This window comes from Rhodococcus sp. BP-160 (assembly GCF_019836205.1).
Classification (GTDB): domain Bacteria; phylum Actinomycetota; class Actinomycetes; order Mycobacteriales; family Mycobacteriaceae; genus Rhodococcoides.
This window is the reverse complement of sequence record NZ_JABUEK010000007.1, coordinates 37,776-55,517: the sequence shown is the minus strand read 5'-3', so window position 1 is coordinate 55,517 and position 17,742 is coordinate 37,776. Positions and strand designations below refer to the sequence as shown.

Below are 17,742 nucleotides of genomic sequence, written 5' to 3'. Positions count from 1 at the left end.
TCTTGCGCACCTGAACTGAGGAACTCGACGTGAACGTTGCAATGCTCTTGGAGATGGCCGCTTCCGCTCGGCCGACCGACACGGCCGTGGTCGAGCGGTCGGATCGAGTCCGCCGAATCACCTACGGCGACCTCGACACCAAGTCGTCGGGTGGAGCGGCGCTCGCCGATTCCGAGAACGCGGACGCCATTCTGTTCGTGGGCGTCAACGGGGTAGCCATGCCGGTGGCACTGTTCGCGGCAGCGAAGGCCGGAATACCGTTCGTGCCGTTGAACTACCGGCTGGCCGACGACAAACTGGCCGCGTTGCTGGGAGAGTTCGAACGGCCACTGATCATCGCGGACGACCCGTCACGTATCCGGGGCGAGCACACGATCCGCACGCCGCAGCAGTGGCTGGACGATGCTTCCGCAGCCGGCCCTGTCTTCGCCAAGGACATCGACACCGAAGCGCCGGCGGTACTGCTGTACACCAGCGGTACCACCGCTGCGCCCAAAGCTGCGGTGCTACGGAACCGGCACCTCGCGTCGTACATCTTGGGAACCGTCGAATTCGCTTCTGCCGGGCCGGAACAAGCCAATCTCGTGAGTGTTCCGCCCTACCACATCGCGGCCGTCGCGAACCTGCTGTCCAACGTCTACGCAGGGCGTCGGCTGGTCTACCTCGACCGCTTCGACGCCGAGGGTTGGCTGGACATGGCGGACTCGGAGGGCGTCACGCACTCGATGGTGGTCCCGACGATGCTGGCCCGGATCTGTGACTACCTGGCCGAGCACGACCAGAAGGCCCCGCCGGTCACGTCCATGTCGTACGGTGGCGCGCGGATGCCCGTCAGTGTTCTCGAACAGGCGCTCGAGGCGTTCCCGAACGCCGGGTTCGTCAACGCTTACGGCCTGACCGAAACAGCGTCGACCATCGCACTTCTGGGTCCCGACGATCACCGTGACGCGTTCGCGACCGATGATCCGGCCGTTCGAGCGCGCCTGGGTTCGGTCGGTCGTCCGGTCCCCGGTGTCACCATCGCTGTCGTCGACGAGAACGGTGCCGAGTGCGCCCCCCACGTTCGCGGTGAGTTGTGCGTGCGCGGACCGCAGGTGTCCGGCGAGTACCGCGGAACGGGATCGCTGCTGAGCGAGGACGGTTGGTTCCACACTCGTGATCAGGCGTACGTGGACGATGCCGGGTACGTGTTCGTCGAGGGACGCATGGACGACACCATCATTCGTGGAGGCGAAAACCTCGCCCCCGCCGAGATCGAGGAAGTCATCGTCGGACATCCCTCGGTCGAGGACGCGGGCGTCGTGGGTGTGCAGGACGACGAGTGGGGTCAGCGGATCGTCGCACACGTGGTCACCTACCCGGGAAGAACCCTCGACGAGAACGACATCAAGGAGTGGGTCCGCGCTGCCTTGCGTTCGTCCAAGACTCCGGACGACGTGGTCTTCCGTGACGAGCTTCCCCGTACCGACACCGGAAAGCTGATGCGCCGACTCCTCTGACCTCGCGTCGGCCGCGTCGTTCCGCGATCCAGCACACCACGAAGGACACCCATGACACCGGCACCGAGTCGCCCCATTCCCGTCGTCACGCCCGAGACGGAGTTCTACTGGACGTCCGGCGAGGACGGGCGACTGCGAATGCAGTCGTGTGTGTCCTGCGCGGGCCTCATCCATCCACCGCGGCCGATGTGCCCGTACTGCCGAAGCAAGGACACCACGGTACGCACGGTGTCCGGCTTCGCGAGCCTGTTCGGGTTCACCGTCAACGAGCGTTTCGCGTTGCCCGGATTGACCCCGCCCTACGTGGTCGCCCAGGTGGCACTGATCGAGGATCCGCGGGTCCGCCTCACCACGTCGGTCGTCGACTGTGTGCCGGAGGATCTGGTTCTCGGAATGCAGATGGAGGTCGTGTTCGAGAACGTCGACGACGTGTGGCTGCCGCTGTTCCGCCCGACGACGGAACAGGTCGAGCCGGAGCCGTTGCCCGAGGACGAGATCGATGCTGCCGAGTACTCGGCGTGGATTCGGCCGATGGCCGCGCCGCACAAGTTCGAGGACAAGGTGGCGATCACCGGGATCGGAGCGTCGGACATCGGGCGTCGTCTGATGGTCGATCCCCTGAGCCTGACCATTCAGGCGTGTGAGCGCGCAGTCGCCGACGCGGGGCTGACGCTCGACGACATCGACGGGTTGTCCACGTACCCGGGCAGCGGGGCCGACTCCGGCTTCAGCGAGGGTGGCACGACGGCGCTGGAATCGGCCCTGCGGATTCGACCGACCTGGTACAACGGCGGCGGCGAGACCTTCGGCCCCGGTGGATCGGTGATCGCGGCCATGCTCGCCGTGGCATCCGGTCTGGCCCGGCACGTCCTGTGCTTCCGCACGCTGTGGCAGTCCACACACGAGACGTTGATGCGCGAAGGCAAGCTGGCGTCGCCGGGTGGCGGACGCGTCAGCGGGCCGATGATGTGGACCATCCCGTTCGGCGGCATCTCGGCCGCGCACACCCTGTCGATGAACGCGCAGCGCCACTTCCACAAGTACGGGACAACGCGCGAGACCCTGGGGTGGGTCGCTCTCAACCAGCGAGCAAACGCGGCACTGAACCCCACCGCCATCTACCGCGAGCCGCTGACCATGGACGACTACATGAATGCCCGTCCGATCACGACGCCGTTCGGGCTCAACGATTGCGATGTGCCGTGCGACGGAGCCGTGGCGGTCATCGTCTCCGCGGTCGACGCGGCGCGCGATCTGGCCAAGCCCCCGGTGCTCGTCGAGGCTGTCGGAACGCAGATCGTCGAGCGCTTGGAGTGGGATCAGAGCACGTCCACACACGAGCCGCAGGTGCTCGGGCCCGCCGCGCATCTGTGGACACGGACCGACCTGACACCGGGGGACGTCGATGTGGCGGAGCTGTACGACGGCTTCACCTTCAACTGTGTGTCCTGGATCGAGGCGCTGGGCTTCTGCAAGATCGGTGAGGCCAAGGACTTCCTCGACGGCGGACACAACATCGCCCGAGACGGCGTGCTCCCGTTGAACACCAACGGCGGTCAGCTCTCGCACGGGCGCACGCACGGTATGGGTCTGCTGTACGAAGCGGTGTCCCAGTTGCGGGGCGAGGCCGGCGCGAGGCAGGTGTCCGACGCGAAGGTCGCTGCAGTCGCCAGTGGGGGACTCACCCCGAGCGGAGTCATGTTGCTGAGGGCCGATCGATGAGTCTGACCGCGCCGGACCGAACCGTCCCGGATGCAGATGCGGGCATGGTCGACATCGTCGTCGAGTGGGACGCCGGGCTGACGTCCCTGGATCCACTGGACTTTCCCGGATACGCGGGCGATCGGACCGGTGTCGAGGCCGTACGAACAGGTGTGGGGTATGTCGGTGACGTGACGTGCGTGGTCGTCGAGAGCGACTACTCCGTGTTCGGGGGCAGCATGGGACTCGTCGTGGGGGAGAAGGTGGCGAGGGCCTTCAGGCGAGCGGCCGCGGAGCGACTCCCGGTCGTCGCGACGGTGCGAACCGGCGGCGCTCGAATGCAGGAAGGCATGCTGTCGCTCGTACAGATGCCGCGCGTCGTCGCGGCCATCGGTGCGCATGCGGCGTCCGGCGCGATCTCCGTCGGTCTGCTCCGGTCTCCCACCACGGGTGGGGTGTTCGCTTCCTGGGCATCGCTCTTGGACCTGCGTGCTGCGGAGACTGCGGCAACCATCGGGTTCGCCGGGCCGCGGGTGGTCGAGACGATGACGGGCGAGTATCCGCCTGCGCATTCGCACACCGCCGAGTCCGCATACGATGCAGGGCTCGTCGACGCCGTGCTCGCACCGGGAGAGGTGTCGCAGTGGCTGCACGGAGTGCTCGGCGGCGAAGAAGGCGCGCTGGACGTCCCCACCGGTCGGCCTGGTCTCGACGGACGTGGCTACTCCCCGTCGGTGCCCGGATCGTCGGCGACGGACAGGGTGCGGGATATCACTCGTCCGTCCGGCCTGGAGTGGGCCGGCGTGCTGTGCGACAGCTGGTCGGAGATCAAGGGATCGGATTCGTCGGTACGGGCAGGTCTGGCCACCGTGGGCGGAGTTCGGTGCGTCGTGATCGCGATGGACCGGCACGCGTTCGGCGACGGGCGCGCACGCCAAGGCACGGAGGCGTACCGATTGGCACAGCGGGCGGTCGAACTGGCCGACAAGGTGAGCGTGCCCGTGCTGACGTTGATCGACACTCCCGGCGCGGATCCGTCACCGAGTTCGGAAGCGGGTGGAATAGCCCGCGAGATCGCGCGAACACTGCGGCGCTTCGACGAACTGAGCACTGCGAGTGTCTCGCTGTGCGTGGGTGAAGGAGGAAGCGGTGGCGCGATCGCGTTGGCCCACACCGACCTCTTCCTCATGCTCGAGGATGCGGTGTTCTCGGTGATCGGACCGGAGGCAGCGTCGGTGATCCTGTGGCACGATGCATCGCGCGCGAGCGAGGCGACGTCGGCGTTGCGTATCGACGCACGTTCGCTGTACGACCTGGGTGTGTGCGACCGAGTCGTCCCGTCCGATGTCACGGCCAAGTCCGTGGACGAGGTCCGGTCCGCAGTCGCCACCGCACTTCTGGAGGCGACGCCGGGAGATCGTCACGGACGGATTGACGCCGCAACCGAGCGGTGGTTCGTCGGCGATCCGCCTCACTTCGACGAGGGCGCAGCCAACGAGGCGCCACGTCGATCTCCATAGGTTCACGAACGAGAACCGTGGTTCAATTGGTTACCGGTCTGTGCTGCGGCTGGACCGGTACCGTGAGAGATGTCCTGTAGGAGGGGGTGGCACATGCCGAAGGATGGATCGAGCGTACCTGCGCGATCGCGGGCAGTCACTACGGTTTCGCCCGGCAAGTCGGCGGCGACCCGGTCGGCGGCGCCGACCAAGCGAGCAACGCCTGTACAGCGCGCTGCAACCGGCGAACCTGCTGCGCCCGCGAAACGAGCGACTGCTGCGAGGAAACCGGTGAAGCAGAGTCCGCGGGAGGCACGTCGCCTCCAACGCATCGAATTGTCACGCGAGCAGATTCTCGACACTGCCGAGGAACTCTTCGCGACACACGGGTACTACGACACGGGTCTGAAGGACGTGGCCGCGAAATGTGAGTTCTCGGTGGGGTCGATCTACACGTTCTTCGAGAGCAAAGACGTTCTCTACGAACAGGTGTTGATGCGTCGAAGCATCGGGGTCGATGCGCTGCAGATTCTCGCACCGGAGTCGATGCCTGCCGACGACCGCTTGGTCAAGATCGCAGAAGTGCTGATCAACCACTCGGTGGAACATCCGGCCTGGGGTGCCCTCACCGCGGAGGTGACGCGGATCGCGCGGTCGCCGGGAACCTCGATCCCCGAGGTCTGGGGTCACCATGCCGTGCGCCTGCACAAATTCCTGGTCGACGTGGTCAAGAAGGGGCAGGCGGACGGCACGCTTCGTCACGGATCCCCGAGAAGTCTTGCTCGACTCTACTGGGCAGTCGTGACGTCGTTCATCGTCGTCAGTGCCATGGGGACGATGTACGGGACCGATCAGCCGGACGACCCGGAGGAGTTCCTGATGTTCCTGCGCGACACGTTCTCCACTCGTACGAGTGCAGATCCGCTCGACGACTAGCGTCGCGACGGACCCGACCGACAAAGGGGGTCGGCGAGCACTCGCTCGCCGACCCCCTTTGTCGGTCGCTGATCAGTCCCTGAACGTGTCGCCCGGGACCCGGCGCGTCGTCCACCGGAACGGGACGCCGTGCGTCGTCTCCGGCCGGCTCAGAATCGTGTCGTCGTCTCGGGATTCTGTCTCGATGCCCTTGGACGCCAGGTACTTCTCCGCTGCATCGAGATCCTCGACGCGGAACGCCGCGGCGTGGTGTGCCTCACCGTTGGTGGCAAGGTCTCTGCCTGCGATGGTGTCGGCTTCGGTCGGCAGTGACAATTGCACCACCGCTTCGCCGACGCGGACGTAGATGTCCTCGGTGCCGGTCAGGGTCGACGTGGAACGCTCGAGGACGGTTCCACCCAGGACGTCCGCGTAGATGTGGGTCGCTTTGTCCAGATCCTTGGTGATCACGGTGGTGTAGGCGAGTCCGTGCAGTCCGAGCGGATGGTTGTCCCGCCACCACAGGGGGTCGTAGTCCGGTGCCAGCCGCGGGTCCAGTGAGCGGAACTCCCGCGGTGGTTCCATCTCGAGCTGGGCGATGGTGTCCTTCGGGTGCGTCATCAGTGTCGCGTCGGGAGCCGGCGGTCGATCCGTTGACGAGCCTGCCGTGCCGAGGACACGAATGTTGTTGTCGACCAGATTCTTCCAGACTGGTCCGTTGTCCTCGCAGTACCAGGCTATGGAGTGCCAGTGGTTGCCGAATTTCTTGTAGAACCGGCCGAGAGGGTATTTGTCCCAGTGCTCGACCGAGAACGAGGGTGCGAGAGGTTCGATGACGACGTCGGCGACGGTCACCAGCGATGCGTCCCTCTGCTCCGACTCCAGGTAGTTGTGGTCCAACCATCCTCTGCGCACGGCGAACACGTCGTCGTACCAGGCTTCGAGCGACGGCAGATCACCGGTCATGTGGATCAGGTGAAAGATCTTGCCGAGCGTCAACGGACGCTCCTTTCGGTGTCGGTGAGTGAGGAGTGTCAGTCGACGAGTTCGACCGTGGCCGAGCCCGGAGTGAGAACGGTGCCGTTCGAGTCGGAGATCCAGATGTCCAGATCGACGAGACGTCGACCGGCATCGTCGCGCACGGCCGTGACGGTCCCGCCCGCGGTGAGCTTCATTCCCTTGGTGTTGGGGCTGCGGAACTGGCACCTCACCTCGCGAATACGACCGGCGTCACCGATCCAGTCGCGCAGCATGCAATGGAGGTAGGACCACAGAAGATTTCCCATACCGAAAGCGGAGTCGTACCCTGCCGCGCGGCCGGCCTCGTCGTCCATGTGGATGTCGACGAACTCATGGTTCACGGCGGCGAATCGGTTCCAGTTCGCGAAGCCGGTCGTACGTTCGAACGGCGGGACCGATTGGCCGACCGCGACCTCGAAGGTGTTGCTGCTCATCATGATGAGGCCCAGCTTTCAGTATCGGATGATGGTCATCTTCTGGCGGCGGACTTCGGCGCCGGTCTGATTGGTCCATGTCGTCTCGAACGTCGTGAACAGCATCAGCCCGAGACGGCCTTCGCGCTCGGAGAGTGCAGAGACGGCCGCGCTGGACGTGATCACGTCGCCCGGCTTGATCGGCTCGCCGTACGAGACTTCCAACCCGCCGTTGACCTGGCGCTCGAGCCCGGGGCCGTCGACCCCCAGCTTCGTGAAGTGATCGTCCGGGTCGTACACCGCTGACGATGCCTGCGGGCCCGCGGCAGTCATCCAGGCGAAGGGGTTGAAGTCCTCGGGGGCGACGATGCTCGATACCGACGACGAATCCCAGTACCTGCGTGGGGGCGGGTCCGGGTAGTACGTCGCCATGGCCCACCGTCGAATATCGGACTCCGAGACCGGGAAGCTGGTCGCCGTGGAGTACTCCTTGCCGATCACCGACCGCATCGAATCCGTGATGTGTCCCTCGCTCACAACGCTCCTCGCCTCGTATCGCACGCCGTGTTCTCACTCGGGCACCAGGAGGGTGCGCAAGATTCGAATCAGTCTTATCACAGAAAAGTACGCAATCTCAGTAAAATGAACGTAAGTTCAGGCTTGCCTGATCCTGCTGGATCCACCCGCGCCAACCGAGGAGAACGTCATGACCGAAGCGTCCACAGTGCCGGCTACCGAGGGCAGGAGCGTCGACTCCGTCCGTGTCGGTTTCATAGGTCTCGGCAGCCAGGGCGGGCCGATGGCACGGGCCATCGCAGAATCGCAGGTGAGGACCACCTTGTGGGCGCGCCGCCAGGAGACGCTCGACGAGTTCGCGGACACCGGTGCGGTCATGGCGCAGACGCCCGCCGAGCTGGCGGCCTCGAGTGATCTGGTGTGCATCTGTGTCGTCGACGACGCAGGTGTCGAGAGCGTCCTCCTCGGCGACGACGGAGTGCTGGCCAACATGGCCCCGGGTGGCGCAGTGGCCATCCACAGCACGATCCATCCGCGGACCTGCCTGCGTCTCGCAGAGGCTGCAGCGGAGCGTGGAATCGGCCTCATCGACGCACCTGTCAGCGGCGGGGGAGGGGCCGCCGCGACCAGATCGCTGCTCGTGATGGTCGGCGGCGACGAACAGGTGCTGGAGCGGTTCCTGCCCGTGTTCGCGATCTTCGCCGATCCCGTCGTGCACCTGGGGCCGCTCGGATCCGGTCAGGTGACCAAACTGCTGAACAACACGGTGTTCGCAGCCCATCTCGCAACGGCAGAGAGCGTTCTGGGAGTGGGCTCGGAACTCGGAATCGACCCGCGAAAGCTGTCGAGTGTGATCGCCCGCGGTAGCGGCGCGAGCTTCGCGATGAATCTTGTCGGACCCATGGGTGGGGATCTCGCACCCATGGCGGCCACAGCGGGCCCGTTGCTGCACAAGGACGTCGGGCTGCTCGCGACCCTGATGGCGGAACGGTCGGGTACGGACGGGTTGGTGTGGAGTGCGGCAGACGCTGCGCTGGCCAAGCTCTCGCATCCACGGTGACGGGAAGTCACACAAATGAACGGGCATTCATTTTCATGACTCGGTGGTGCATCGGAATGAAAGCAACTACAGTCTGAGTGACGCACATCTCACGACGAGGTGGCGAATCTCGATATTCAGGAGTGCAGATGCCAGCCAGGCCTATGAGTGGTGTTCGAGTCGTCGAGGTCGCTCAATTCACGTACGTCCCGGTGTCAGGCGCAGTCCTCGCGGACTGGGGCGCCGATGTCATCAAGGTGGAGCATGCCGTCAAGGGTGATGCCCAACGCGGCTTGAGTAACCTGGGCGGAGGTGATTCGATGGGCGGCTTCGCACCCCTGATGGATCACCCGAACCGTAGTAAGCGGGGAATCGGACTGGCCCTCGAGAAGCCCGAAGCCCTCGAAGTTCTGTACGAGATCGTCCGCAACAGTGACGTTTTCGTCACGAACTTCCTTCCGGACGCACGCAGTCGGTTGAAGATCGACGTCGAGCACATCCGTGCGATCAACCCGAAGATCATCTATGTCCGGGGTACCGCACTCGGCGTTCGCGGACCCGAAGCGGACAAGGGCGGTTACGACTCGCCCACCTTCTGGTGCCGAAGCGGCAATTCGTTCGGCGGCACACCGCCCAGCCTGAACGGCGCCCTGAACCAGCCCGGGCCGGCATGGGGCGACACCATCGGCGGCATGAACATCGCTGGCGGTATCGCCGCAGCGTTGTTCGCGCGGGAGAAGACGGGTGAGGGCTCCATCGTCGACGTGTCACTGCTCGCCAGTGGCGCCTGGGCGAACGCCCTGTCGATCGACGTGGCCCTGAACGGCGGACCCGTCAAAGGCGGATCGGACCCGATGTCGGGAGTTCCGGGCAACCCGTTGGTCGGGATGTACACCACGAAGGACGACCGCCACATCAACCTCTGCATGTTGCAGCCCGGTCGGTACTGGGCGGACTTCGCGGAGCATCTCGGCCGCACCGATCTCCTCGAAGACCCGCGTTTCGACACCACGGAGAATCTGATGCGGAACTGGCAGCCCGCCTCGGCGGAGATCGCCGACGCCATCCGTGCGCAGCCGCTCTCGCACTGGATCGAGAAGTTCCAGACGCTGGAGGGCCAGTGGGGCGCCGTTCAGAATGCGCTGGAAGCGGGGAACGACGTGCAACTGCGCGCCAACGGACATGTCGCGACGGTCGTCGACATCGACGGCGTCGACCGGGAACTGGTCACCTCGCCCGTGCAGTTCGACGAAACGCCGGCAGCCCCGGGCCGCGCGCCGATGTTCGCCGAACACACCGACGCCATTCTCAAGGAGTTCGGTGCGAACGACGAACGCATCATCGAGCTCAAGATCGCCGGTGCGGTCACCTGAATTGTCCGAGACCGACAGGGACAGCAGGTACTCGAGCAGAACGGCGTGACGTGGTCATCGGCTTCATAGGTGCGGGCAGGATGGGCGGCCCGATGGTGTCGCGGTTGGCGGCGGCGGGAGAATCTGTCGTCGTCCACACGCGGACACCGGCCGAGACGGTGACTCGAGCGGACGGCGTCGCCACCGCCACCGACCTTGCCGATGTCGTCGTCGATGCCGGAGCTGTCGTCGTCTGTGTTCACACGGACGACCAGGTGCGGGCAGTGTGTTTCGAGGGCGGAATGCTCGAGGCGATGCGCCCGGGATCAGTCCTCATCGTGCACACCACCGGTGACCCGCGAACCGTGCTCGGCATCTCGCGCGCGGTCTCTCACCGGGGTATCGATGTGGTCGATGCCCCGGTGAGCGGCGGTCCGCACGACATCGAACAAGGACGTGTCACGACGTTCGTCGGCGGCAGCGCGGATGCGTTCACGGCCGCGAGCGCAGTGATCGGGCACTACTCGAATCCGCGTTTTCACACCGGTGCACTCGGGTCCGGTCAACTGACGAAACTTGTGAACAACGCCGTCTTCGCGTCCAACGTCGCGGTTCTCGGTGCCGCTACCGAGCTCGGTCGCCAGTTCGGTATCGACGACTCCGTGTTGGCGCGCTGTCTGCACCGTGGCAGTGCGAGCAGCACGGCTCTGGACAACGTGATTCGGGCGGGCACCTTCGGGGCGTTCGCCGGCGCGGTCGAAGAGTTCCTGGCCAAGGACATCGCCGTGGTACGGGAGGTGGCCGCCGACTTCGACGTCGATATGGGGTTGCTCGAGACGGCTCTGGATGCATCGAATCGATCACCGCACAGCACTACAACGAATGGAAGCCACTGATGACAGGACACGACATGGCAAGGCTCGAAGGCAAGGTGGCGTTCATCACCGGCGTCGCACGCGGGCAGGGGCGAGCGCACGCGGTCCGGCTGGCCAGAGAGGGCGCCGACATCGTCGGCGTCGATCTCGCCGACACACTGCCGGGAGTGCCGTACGACTCCGCGACGATGGCGGATCTGGCGGAGACAGCGTCCCTCGTGGAAGCAGAGGGGCGCGGGGCACTTCTGGAGCAGGCGGACGTGCGTGATCTCGGGGCGTTGAAGCGCGTCGCGGAGAGCGGAGTCGCGCGGTTCGGCGGCCTCGACATCGTCGTGGCGAACGCGGGAATCTGCATACCCGCGACGTGGGACGAGTCCACTCCCGAGATGTTCCGGGACACGATGGACATCAACGTGACGGGGGTGTGGAACACCGTGATGGCGACGGCGCCGCACCTGGTCACGCGCGGCGGCGGGTCCGTCGTGCTGATCAGCTCGTTGGCGGGTATGAAGATGCAACCCTTCATGGTGCATTACACGACCAGCAAGCACGCGGTGACGGGAATGACGCGAGCGTTCGCCGCCGAGCTCGGACAGCACAGTATTCGCGTCAACAGTGTGCATCCCGGCGCGGTCGGAACTCCGATGGGATCCGGCTCGATGGTCGACCGCATCACCGCCACCGCCGCGTCCTATCCGCGCCTCGCGACGATGGGCACCTCGATGCTGCAACAGTGGCTCGCGGACCCCTCGGAGGTGGCCGCAGTGGTCGCGTTCCTGGCCTCCGACGAGTCGACGTTCATGACAGCGGAACACCTGTCCGTCGACGGTGGCGCTCACGCGTTCTGACCTCGCCGAGAGTCACCGCGCTGCGATGGCGTCGATCAGTCCCCATCGCAGCGCGGTCGGCGAGTCTATTCGCGCGCCCGACACCACCAGATAGGCCGTCCGCCAACGGCCGATCCGCCTCGTGACGCTGACGGTCCCGCCTGCACCGGGGATCAGACCGAGGTTCAGTTCCGGTAGACCGAACACACTGTCCGGATGAGCGGTCACGGTGTCGCAGAACGACGCCATCTCCAGTCCGCTGCCCATGACAGCTCCGTGCACGTCGGCACCGAGTGAGGTCGACGATCTGCTGCGCAGTTCTTCCAGCAGGCGGGCCGGGCTGTGCAGTGTGCGCGCCAGGTGGGCCGACGCAGGATCGGCGGACAAGCCGAATTCGCCCAGATCGCCACCGCTGCAGAACGAAGGCCCATTGCCGCGCAGCATGACACCGGTCACGGACGGGTCCGCCGCAGCGACGACCAGACCCTCGAGCAGACCGGCCCGGAGCGAGTCGCTGAAGGCATTGTGCCTGTCGGGCCGGTCGAATGTGATGTCGAGCCGGCCCCCGTCCCTGACCAGTCGAACGGAGTCGTCCTGCTCATGTCGTCTCGCGGGCTTCCGGTCGGCGAGCCACTCATGAAATTCCGGCCCGGCCTGCAGCGTCGAGTACGCCAGGGATTCCGTGAGGAGGCCTGCCTCGACATCGCCGTGGCGAGCGAAGGCGCCGAGTACATCGAGAAGTACCGCCGTGGTCATCGGGCGTCCGTCCACCCGGTCACGACACACCTCCATGGCCTCCGTGATCGACGGGACCTGCACGAAGCGGGTGTCGTCGATGTGAGTCTCGGTGAGAGTGAACGCCATTCGCTCGCACATCGCGAACTCGGTTCCGGTCAGGGTGGTGGGATCTGCGCAGACACCGATGACTACGCCGACCGACTCGGCACGGTCGAATCCTTCGATGTCCGATCGCGTCGGATCGACGAACGTCGCGTGGCGAGACACCCGGCACTCCTGTTCCGGCCGACCGGTCTCGGTCCGTGCCTCCTGCCGGTGATCGTATCGTCGGCATGGTGAACGAGACAGGGGCATCGTGAACGAGACAGGGGCACCGTGAACGAGACAGGGGCACGAGCGGACTGGGCCGCCAGCGGAATCCCCGCGCTGACGGGCAGGTCCGACGGCCCTGCGCTGTTCCCGCCGGGTGAGGCGGCCACGTGGGCTCGCCGCTGGGCGAGGTGGGTCTGCGACGCGGGATCGATGTCCGAGGCTGTCGACGGCGCGGCATTGCTGGGTGAGCGAGCGGCCTTCACCGGACACGTCCGGCAGGGTCGGACATCGGTCGGCGGCCACGCCAGGCTGCTTCCGACAGCAGAGGGGTGGGCGGCCGTGTCGTGCGCGCGACCGGACGACCTCGGCTTGCTGGGAGCCATGATCGGTGCCGCGATCGACGCGGAGCCCTGGGACGCCGTCGCGCGGTGGCTCGCGGTTCGAGGCAGCGACGAGGTGGACGAGCGGATGGCCTTGCTGGGCATCGCCGGCGGGTGTGTCCGCCGACGACCCACCGGGCTCTCGGCTGGTCTGCCCGCCGAGGCTCGATCGGTCGACGGAGCAGTCGTCGTGGATTTCAGCGCGCTGTGGGCGGGGCCGTTGTGTGCGCACCTTCTCGGTAGCGCAGGGGCGCGTGTGATCAAGGTCGAGACACCCGACAGGCCGGACGGGGCACGCGGCGGACACCGGGGTTTCTACGATCTGCTGCACGCGGGCCACGAGTCGGTCGTCCTGGATCCGCGTCGTGCGGTCGAGCGCGATGCGCTGGCCGTGCTGGTGGATTCTGCCGACATCGTCATCGAGGCATCGAGACCACGTGCGCTGGCCCGTTTCGGACTGGATGCGCGTGCTGCGGCGGACCGGGGCTGTACCTGGATCTCGATCACCGCGGACGGACGGTCCTCGAACCGGATCGGCTTCGGCGACGACGTGGCGGCATCGGCCGGTCTGGTGGCACACGAGAAGGGCGAGGGCCCGTCGTTCGTGGGCGACGCGATCGCCGACCCGCTGACCGGCCTTCGTGCCGCCGTGTGCGCGCTGGACGCGCGGAACGAGGCGTCGGGTGCAGTCTGGGACGTGTCGATGACCGACGTCGTGACATCGACGCTCGGACGTCCGGCCGCCGATGGGGACGTGTCGGCCGAGGCGCCTGACGTGAGTCCACCGCGCGGGAGAACGCCGATGGGGCGCGCGCCCGCCAGTGGTGCACACACGTCCGAGGTGCTCCACCGGCTGGGTGTCGATCTGTGACAAAATCTTGAATATAAGTTCAATGAACTGAAAACAAGTCCAGTTCCGCGATAGACTGGACACGCGGTCACGGCGATCGCCTTGTTCAGCTTGGGAGAGTTCATGTCGTTGCCGTTGTTCGATCGCCCCGCGGATACGCGAGATTCTCTGTTCATCAACGGGAAATGGCGATCAGGGGCCACGGACGAGTTCCTGGAGGTGACCAACCCGGCGACCGGTGAGGTGCTGGCATCGGTCGCAGCGGGACAACCGTCGGATGTTCGAGAGGCCATCGAGGCCGCCGACGAGGCATTTCCGGCGTGGTCCGAGTCGACCGCGTACCAGCGAGCCGACTACCTCTACGCTGCTCACAAACTGATGCTGGAACGCTCCGAGGAGCTGGCCACGCTCATGACGATGGAGCAGGGTAAGCCGCTCAAGGCGTCGCGCACCGAGGTGAAGTACGCCGCCGACTTCCTGATCTGGTTCGCCGAGGAAGCGAAGCGCGTCTACGGCTCCACCATTCCGTCCGCCCGAGCCGACCAACGATTCGTCGTGCTCCAGCAGCCCGTCGGCGTCGTGGCGGCGATCACTCCGTGGAACTACCCGATCTCGATGATCACGAGGAAGGTCGCGCCCGCCCTGGCTGCAGGATGCACCGTCGTTCTGAAGCCGGCCAAACAGACACCGCTGACCGCGCTCGCAGTGTTCCGAATCTTCGAGGAGGTCGGGATCCCGGCAGGCGTGGTCAACCTCGTCACGACCAAAAAGCCGAGCTTCTTCTCGGACGAGGTGCTGGCCAGCACGTCAGTTCGAAAGATCACGTTCACCGGTTCCACCGAGGTGGGCAAGATGATCGCGCGTGACGCCGCGGCGACGGTCAAGCGGGTGTCACTGGAGCTGGGCGGGCATGCTCCGTTCATCGTCTTCCCGGATGCGGACCCGGAGCATGCGGCCAAGGGCGCCACCTTGGTGAAGTTCCTCAACACGGGCCAGGCGTGCATCAGCCCCAACCGCATCTTCGTTCACCGGTCCATCGCCGAGCGGTTTCTCGACACGTTGGTGGCCAGGTCCTCGAAATTGCAGGCAGGCAACGGAATGGATCCGGCAAGTGGCGTCGGACCGTTGATCGACGAGGCATCCGTGCAGCGGATGCAACGGCAGGTCGACAATGCGGTGTCCGGAGGTGCGCGGGTCCTCGCGGGCGGAGCTCGATTGGGTGACGCTCCCTTCGATGCGGGTTATTTCTACCCGCCGACCGTCCTGACCGACGTGTCCTCGGACATGGAGATCTACCGCGAGGAGACGTTCGGCCCGATCGCCGCGGTCACGATCTTCGACGACGAGGACGAAGTGATCACGATGGCCAACGACACCGAGTACGGCCTCGCGTCGTACGTCTACACACGGGACATCTCGCGGGCGATCCGAGTCGCCGAGAAGTTGCGATTCGGCATGGTGGGAATCAACGACATCAATCCGACCTCCGCGGCGGCGCCGTTCGGTGGCGTCAAGGAGAGCGGTCTGGGCAGAGAAGGATCGGCTGTGGGTATCGGGGAGTACCTCGATACGAAGCTGATCGGCATCAGCGTCTGACTCGTCGATGACACCTGCGGGTGCATCCGACGACAACCGACCGCGTGACCGCCCTCGGGTGGTCACGCGGTCGGTCCTGTTCGTGGCACCGTCGCAGGAGATCCGAGACCGTGAGTCCCCTTGTGTATCGCGCTGCTTCGGTCTTTAATGACATACGTCACAATTGGTCGCCGAGGCGAACGCGCGCGTTCTTGCGGGTCGCGACCTGACCACCCCACCCACGAACCGCTAGGTCGAAGTTCTATCCACTGTCTGTGAACAGATATTTGTTCACAGACGCTGACGACGACACTGCAGATCCCCGACGAAAGGAGGTACCGATGCTCGTCGACGTCTCGAAGCGAGTGGGCCGCAGCGTTGTCGTGGTACTGCTCGTCACCATCGCCGTGGCGGCACTCCTGAGTCTCGCCCCGGGTTCGGTGTCGCAGGTGATGCTCGGGGAGAACGCCACCCCCGAGGCGCTGGCGGCACTCGATTCGAAACTGGGACTGAACGATCCGGCCTGGCTTCAGTACGCACACTGGCTCGGCGACGCAGTTCGAGGCGATCTCGGAGTCTCGCCGTTGACCGGGCAATCGGTCAGCGAAGCCATTGTCGAGCGACTACCGGTCACGCTCCAACTGGCGCTCATAGGACTGACCCTCTCCTTGCTCGTCGCGCTCGTCCTCGGGATCGTGTCGGCGTCACGGCCGGGCAGCGGGACGGACCGCGCGATCAACGCCGTCACCTCGGTCTTCCTGTCCGTTCCGGCTTTCATCGCGGGTCCGGTGCTCATCTACCTGTTCGCCATTCAGGTGAACTACTTCCCCGTCACGGGGTGGTCCCGGATGGCGGACGGCCTCGTCGACAACCTGCAGAGCGCTCTGCTACCTGCTCTGGCGATCTCGCTCACCGAGATCGCAGCCTTCCATCGACTGATTCGGACCGACCTGATCGGAACTCTCCGAGAGGATTTCGTCGTCGCGGCCCGAGCCAAGGGAATGAGCAACTCCTACGTGATGCTTCGGCACGCTCTTCGTCCCTCCACCTTCTCCCTGATCACGGTCGCCGGCATCAACCTCGGTCGCCTCATCGGTGGGACCGTCGTCGTCGAGACGCTGTTCGGGCTCCCGGGCCTCGGGCAGCTGGTCGCGTTGTCGATCACGTCCAGGGACGTCGTCATGGTTCAGGGAGTAGTGGTCTTCATCGCGATCGCTTACGTCGGCATCAATGCCGTGGTCGACCTCAGCTACGGGTTGATCGACCCACGCGTCAGAAAGGCAGTGCGCGCATGACCGACACGGCGACGACCGCTCAGTCGAGCGACACCGCACCGTCACCGGCCGCACCTCGCGTACCTGCGGTCAAGACCACTCGATCGGTGCTGGTGTACCTCTCGACGGCCTGGCTGGTGGCCATCGTCTTCGCAGCGGTGTTCGCCAGCGCCCTACCGTTGACCTCATACACGTTCCCGGTCGGTCTCCCGCGTCTGGGGCCGCAGTGGGGGTCGTGGGATCTGCTCCTCGGCACCGATTCTCTCGGCCGGTCGATGTTCTCGCGAATCATTCACGGCGCCCGGATCTCGCTCGTGGTCGGCACAGTCGCCGCGGCCGTCGGATTCCTGATCGGATCCTTGATCGGGATGGTGGCGGGCTACTTCGGAAAGGCGACAGACGCAGGAATCTCACTGGTGACCGACGCCATGCTGGCGTTCCCCCCGCTGATTCTTCTTCTCGCCCTCGCCTCGATCCTGGAGCCGAGTGTGGGGACCATTCTGTTCGGTCTGAGCCTGATCGTGATTCCGTCGTTCATCAGACTTGCTCGCGCCAACACGGTGGCGTGGTCTGCGCGGGAATTCGTCTGCGCCGCACGGAACATGGGCGCTGGACACAGCCGCATCCTGTTCAAGGAGATCATGCCGAACCTGTTCGCCCCCATCGCTTCCTATCTGCCCATCGTCATGGCGGCGCTGATCGTCGCCGAGGGTTCCCTGAGCTTCCTGGGAATGGGCGTTCCGCCACCGGAGCCGAGTTGGGGAGGAATGATCAACGACGGCAAGGACGCGATCGCGACGTCCCCGCATCTGGTGTTCGTCCCAGCTGCCGCCATCTTCTTCACCGTGTTCTCGTTGAACCAGGTCGGCGACCATCTGCGAACGACATTTGATTCATCACTGCGTGACTGATTCTGTCCGATCGAGAGGTAGCCATGTTCCACCGACGAATCTCGTT

16 protein-coding genes are annotated in these 17,742 nt (G+C 65.4%); 12 read left to right on the top strand and 4 right to left on the bottom strand.

The genetic code is table 11. The features are described from left to right. Positions 1–29 precede the first annotated feature (29 nt). From HQ306_RS21665 to HQ306_RS21650, 4 genes are all read left to right on the top strand, one after another. Positions 30–1,499 carry a class I adenylate-forming enzyme family protein gene (locus HQ306_RS21665; RefSeq protein ID WP_308115554.1) on the top strand — a complete coding sequence of 490 codons (1,470 nt, stop codon included), beginning with the start codon at positions 30–32 and terminating at the stop codon, positions 1,497–1,499. Positions 1,500–1,550: 51 nt separating this feature from the next. Further along, positions 1,551–3,221, top strand: a complete 1,671-nt coding sequence (locus HQ306_RS21660; protein WP_222633493.1) for a zinc ribbon domain-containing protein — start codon at positions 1,551–1,553, stop codon at positions 3,219–3,221. Next, positions 3,218–4,720, top strand: coding sequence for a carboxyl transferase domain-containing protein (locus tag HQ306_RS21655; RefSeq protein WP_222633492.1), 1,503 nt, complete (start codon positions 3,218–3,220; stop codon positions 4,718–4,720). Before HQ306_RS21660 ends, HQ306_RS21655 begins: the two co-directional genes overlap by 4 nt. Positions 4,721–4,990: 270 nt before the next feature. Continuing rightward, positions 4,991–5,635 carry a TetR/AcrR family transcriptional regulator gene (locus HQ306_RS21650; protein WP_308115553.1) on the top strand — a complete coding sequence of 215 codons (645 nt, stop codon included), beginning with the start codon at positions 4,991–4,993 and terminating at the stop codon, positions 5,633–5,635. 72 nt (positions 5,636–5,707) lie between these two features. On the opposite strand, the gene HQ306_RS21645 is transcribed toward HQ306_RS21650, so the two are convergent. From HQ306_RS21645 to HQ306_RS21635, 3 genes are read right to left on the bottom strand one after another with little or no spacing between them, the layout of a single operon-like run. Then, on the bottom strand, positions 5,708–6,613 hold the full coding sequence (locus HQ306_RS21645; RefSeq protein WP_222633490.1) for a VOC family protein: 906 nt from the start codon (positions 6,611–6,613) through the stop codon (positions 5,708–5,710). A gap of 35 nt (positions 6,614–6,648) precedes the next feature. Continuing rightward, the gene (locus tag HQ306_RS21640; RefSeq protein WP_261770413.1) at positions 6,649–7,071 is read right to left on the bottom strand and encodes a MaoC/PaaZ C-terminal domain-containing protein; all 423 of its coding nucleotides are present in this window, start codon (positions 7,069–7,071) and stop codon (positions 6,649–6,651) included. 15 nt (positions 7,072–7,086) lie between these two features. Continuing rightward, positions 7,087–7,584, bottom strand: a complete 498-nt coding sequence (locus HQ306_RS21635) for a MaoC family dehydratase N-terminal domain-containing protein (protein WP_308115552.1) — start codon at positions 7,582–7,584, stop codon at positions 7,087–7,089. Positions 7,585–7,753: 169 nt separating this feature from the next. On the opposite strand from HQ306_RS21635, the gene HQ306_RS21630 reads away from it, so the two are divergent. The 4 genes from HQ306_RS21630 to HQ306_RS21615 all read left to right on the top strand — a co-directional run bounded on the left by HQ306_RS21630 (position 7,754) and on the right by HQ306_RS21615 (position 11,677). After that, entirely contained in the window at positions 7,754–8,623 is an 870-nt protein-coding gene (locus HQ306_RS21630; RefSeq protein ID WP_222633489.1) for an NAD(P)-dependent oxidoreductase, read from the top strand. 128 nt (positions 8,624–8,751) lie between these two features. Further along, positions 8,752–9,975: a CaiB/BaiF CoA-transferase family protein gene (locus HQ306_RS21625; RefSeq protein WP_261770412.1), complete on the top strand. Its 1,224-nt coding sequence runs from the start codon at positions 8,752–8,754 to the stop codon at positions 9,973–9,975. Then, entirely contained in the window at positions 9,972–10,850 is an 879-nt protein-coding gene (locus HQ306_RS21620) for an NAD(P)-dependent oxidoreductase (RefSeq protein WP_261770423.1), read from the top strand. The genes HQ306_RS21625 and HQ306_RS21620 overlap by 4 nt, the downstream gene beginning before the upstream one ends. 14 nt (positions 10,851–10,864) lie before the next feature. Then, positions 10,865–11,677, top strand: coding sequence for a mycofactocin-coupled SDR family oxidoreductase (locus HQ306_RS21615; protein WP_222633487.1), 813 nt, complete (start codon positions 10,865–10,867; stop codon positions 11,675–11,677). Positions 11,678–11,689: 12 nt separating this feature from the next. Here the strand turns inward: HQ306_RS21615 and HQ306_RS21610 are convergent, their stop codons facing one another. After that, positions 11,690–12,532 (bottom strand): enoyl-CoA hydratase/isomerase family protein, encoded by an 843-nt coding sequence (locus HQ306_RS21610; RefSeq protein ID WP_222633533.1) that lies wholly within the window; start codon positions 12,530–12,532, stop codon positions 11,690–11,692. Between the two features lie 237 nt (positions 12,533–12,769). Here HQ306_RS21610 and HQ306_RS21605 point away from each other — a divergent pair, with 237 nt between their 5' ends. The 4 genes from HQ306_RS21605 (at position 12,770) to HQ306_RS21590 (ending at position 17,696) form a co-directional block, all read left to right on the top strand. After that, complete coding sequence (locus HQ306_RS21605) at positions 12,770–13,957, top strand: CoA transferase (protein WP_308115551.1); 1,188 nt, start codon at positions 12,770–12,772, stop codon at positions 13,955–13,957. Between the two features lie 102 nt (positions 13,958–14,059). Beyond that, positions 14,060–15,532, top strand: coding sequence for an NAD-dependent succinate-semialdehyde dehydrogenase (locus HQ306_RS21600; RefSeq protein WP_222633486.1), 1,473 nt, complete (start codon positions 14,060–14,062; stop codon positions 15,530–15,532). Positions 15,533–15,852: 320 nt separating this feature from the next. Continuing rightward, a complete protein-coding gene (locus HQ306_RS21595; protein WP_222633485.1) occupies positions 15,853–16,806 on the top strand; it encodes an ABC transporter permease in 954 nt (317 codons plus the stop codon). Further along, a complete protein-coding gene (locus HQ306_RS21590; RefSeq protein WP_222633484.1) occupies positions 16,803–17,696 on the top strand; it encodes an ABC transporter permease in 894 nt (297 codons plus the stop codon). Before HQ306_RS21595 ends, HQ306_RS21590 begins: the two co-directional genes overlap by 4 nt. Positions 17,697–17,742: the final 46 nt, after the last annotated feature.

Bases quoted from the DNA above. Each gene is read 5' to 3' on its own strand.
- HQ306_RS21660 (WP_222633493.1), top strand. From the start codon at position 1,551: ATGACACCGGCACCGAGTCGCCCCATTCCCGTCGTCACGCCCGAGACG.
- HQ306_RS21655 (WP_222633492.1), top strand. From the start codon at position 3,218: ATGAGTCTGACCGCGCCGGACCGAACCGTCCCGGATGCAGATGCGGGC.
- HQ306_RS21640 (WP_261770413.1), bottom strand. From the start codon at position 7,071: ATGATGAGCAGCAACACCTTCGAGGTCGCGGTCGGCCAATCGGTCCCG.
- HQ306_RS21630 (WP_222633489.1), top strand. From the start codon at position 7,754: ATGACCGAAGCGTCCACAGTGCCGGCTACCGAGGGCAGGAGCGTCGAC.
- HQ306_RS21625 (WP_261770412.1), top strand. From the start codon at position 8,752: ATGCCAGCCAGGCCTATGAGTGGTGTTCGAGTCGTCGAGGTCGCTCAA.
- HQ306_RS21615 (WP_222633487.1), top strand. From the start codon at position 10,865: ATGGCAAGGCTCGAAGGCAAGGTGGCGTTCATCACCGGCGTCGCACGC.
- HQ306_RS21610 (WP_222633533.1), bottom strand. From the start codon at position 12,532: ATGTGCGAGCGAATGGCGTTCACTCTCACCGAGACTCACATCGACGAC.
- HQ306_RS21600 (WP_222633486.1), top strand. From the start codon at position 14,060: ATGTCGTTGCCGTTGTTCGATCGCCCCGCGGATACGCGAGATTCTCTG.
- HQ306_RS21595 (WP_222633485.1), top strand. From the start codon at position 15,853: ATGCTCGTCGACGTCTCGAAGCGAGTGGGCCGCAGCGTTGTCGTGGTA.
- HQ306_RS21590 (WP_222633484.1), top strand. From the start codon at position 16,803: ATGACCGACACGGCGACGACCGCTCAGTCGAGCGACACCGCACCGTCA.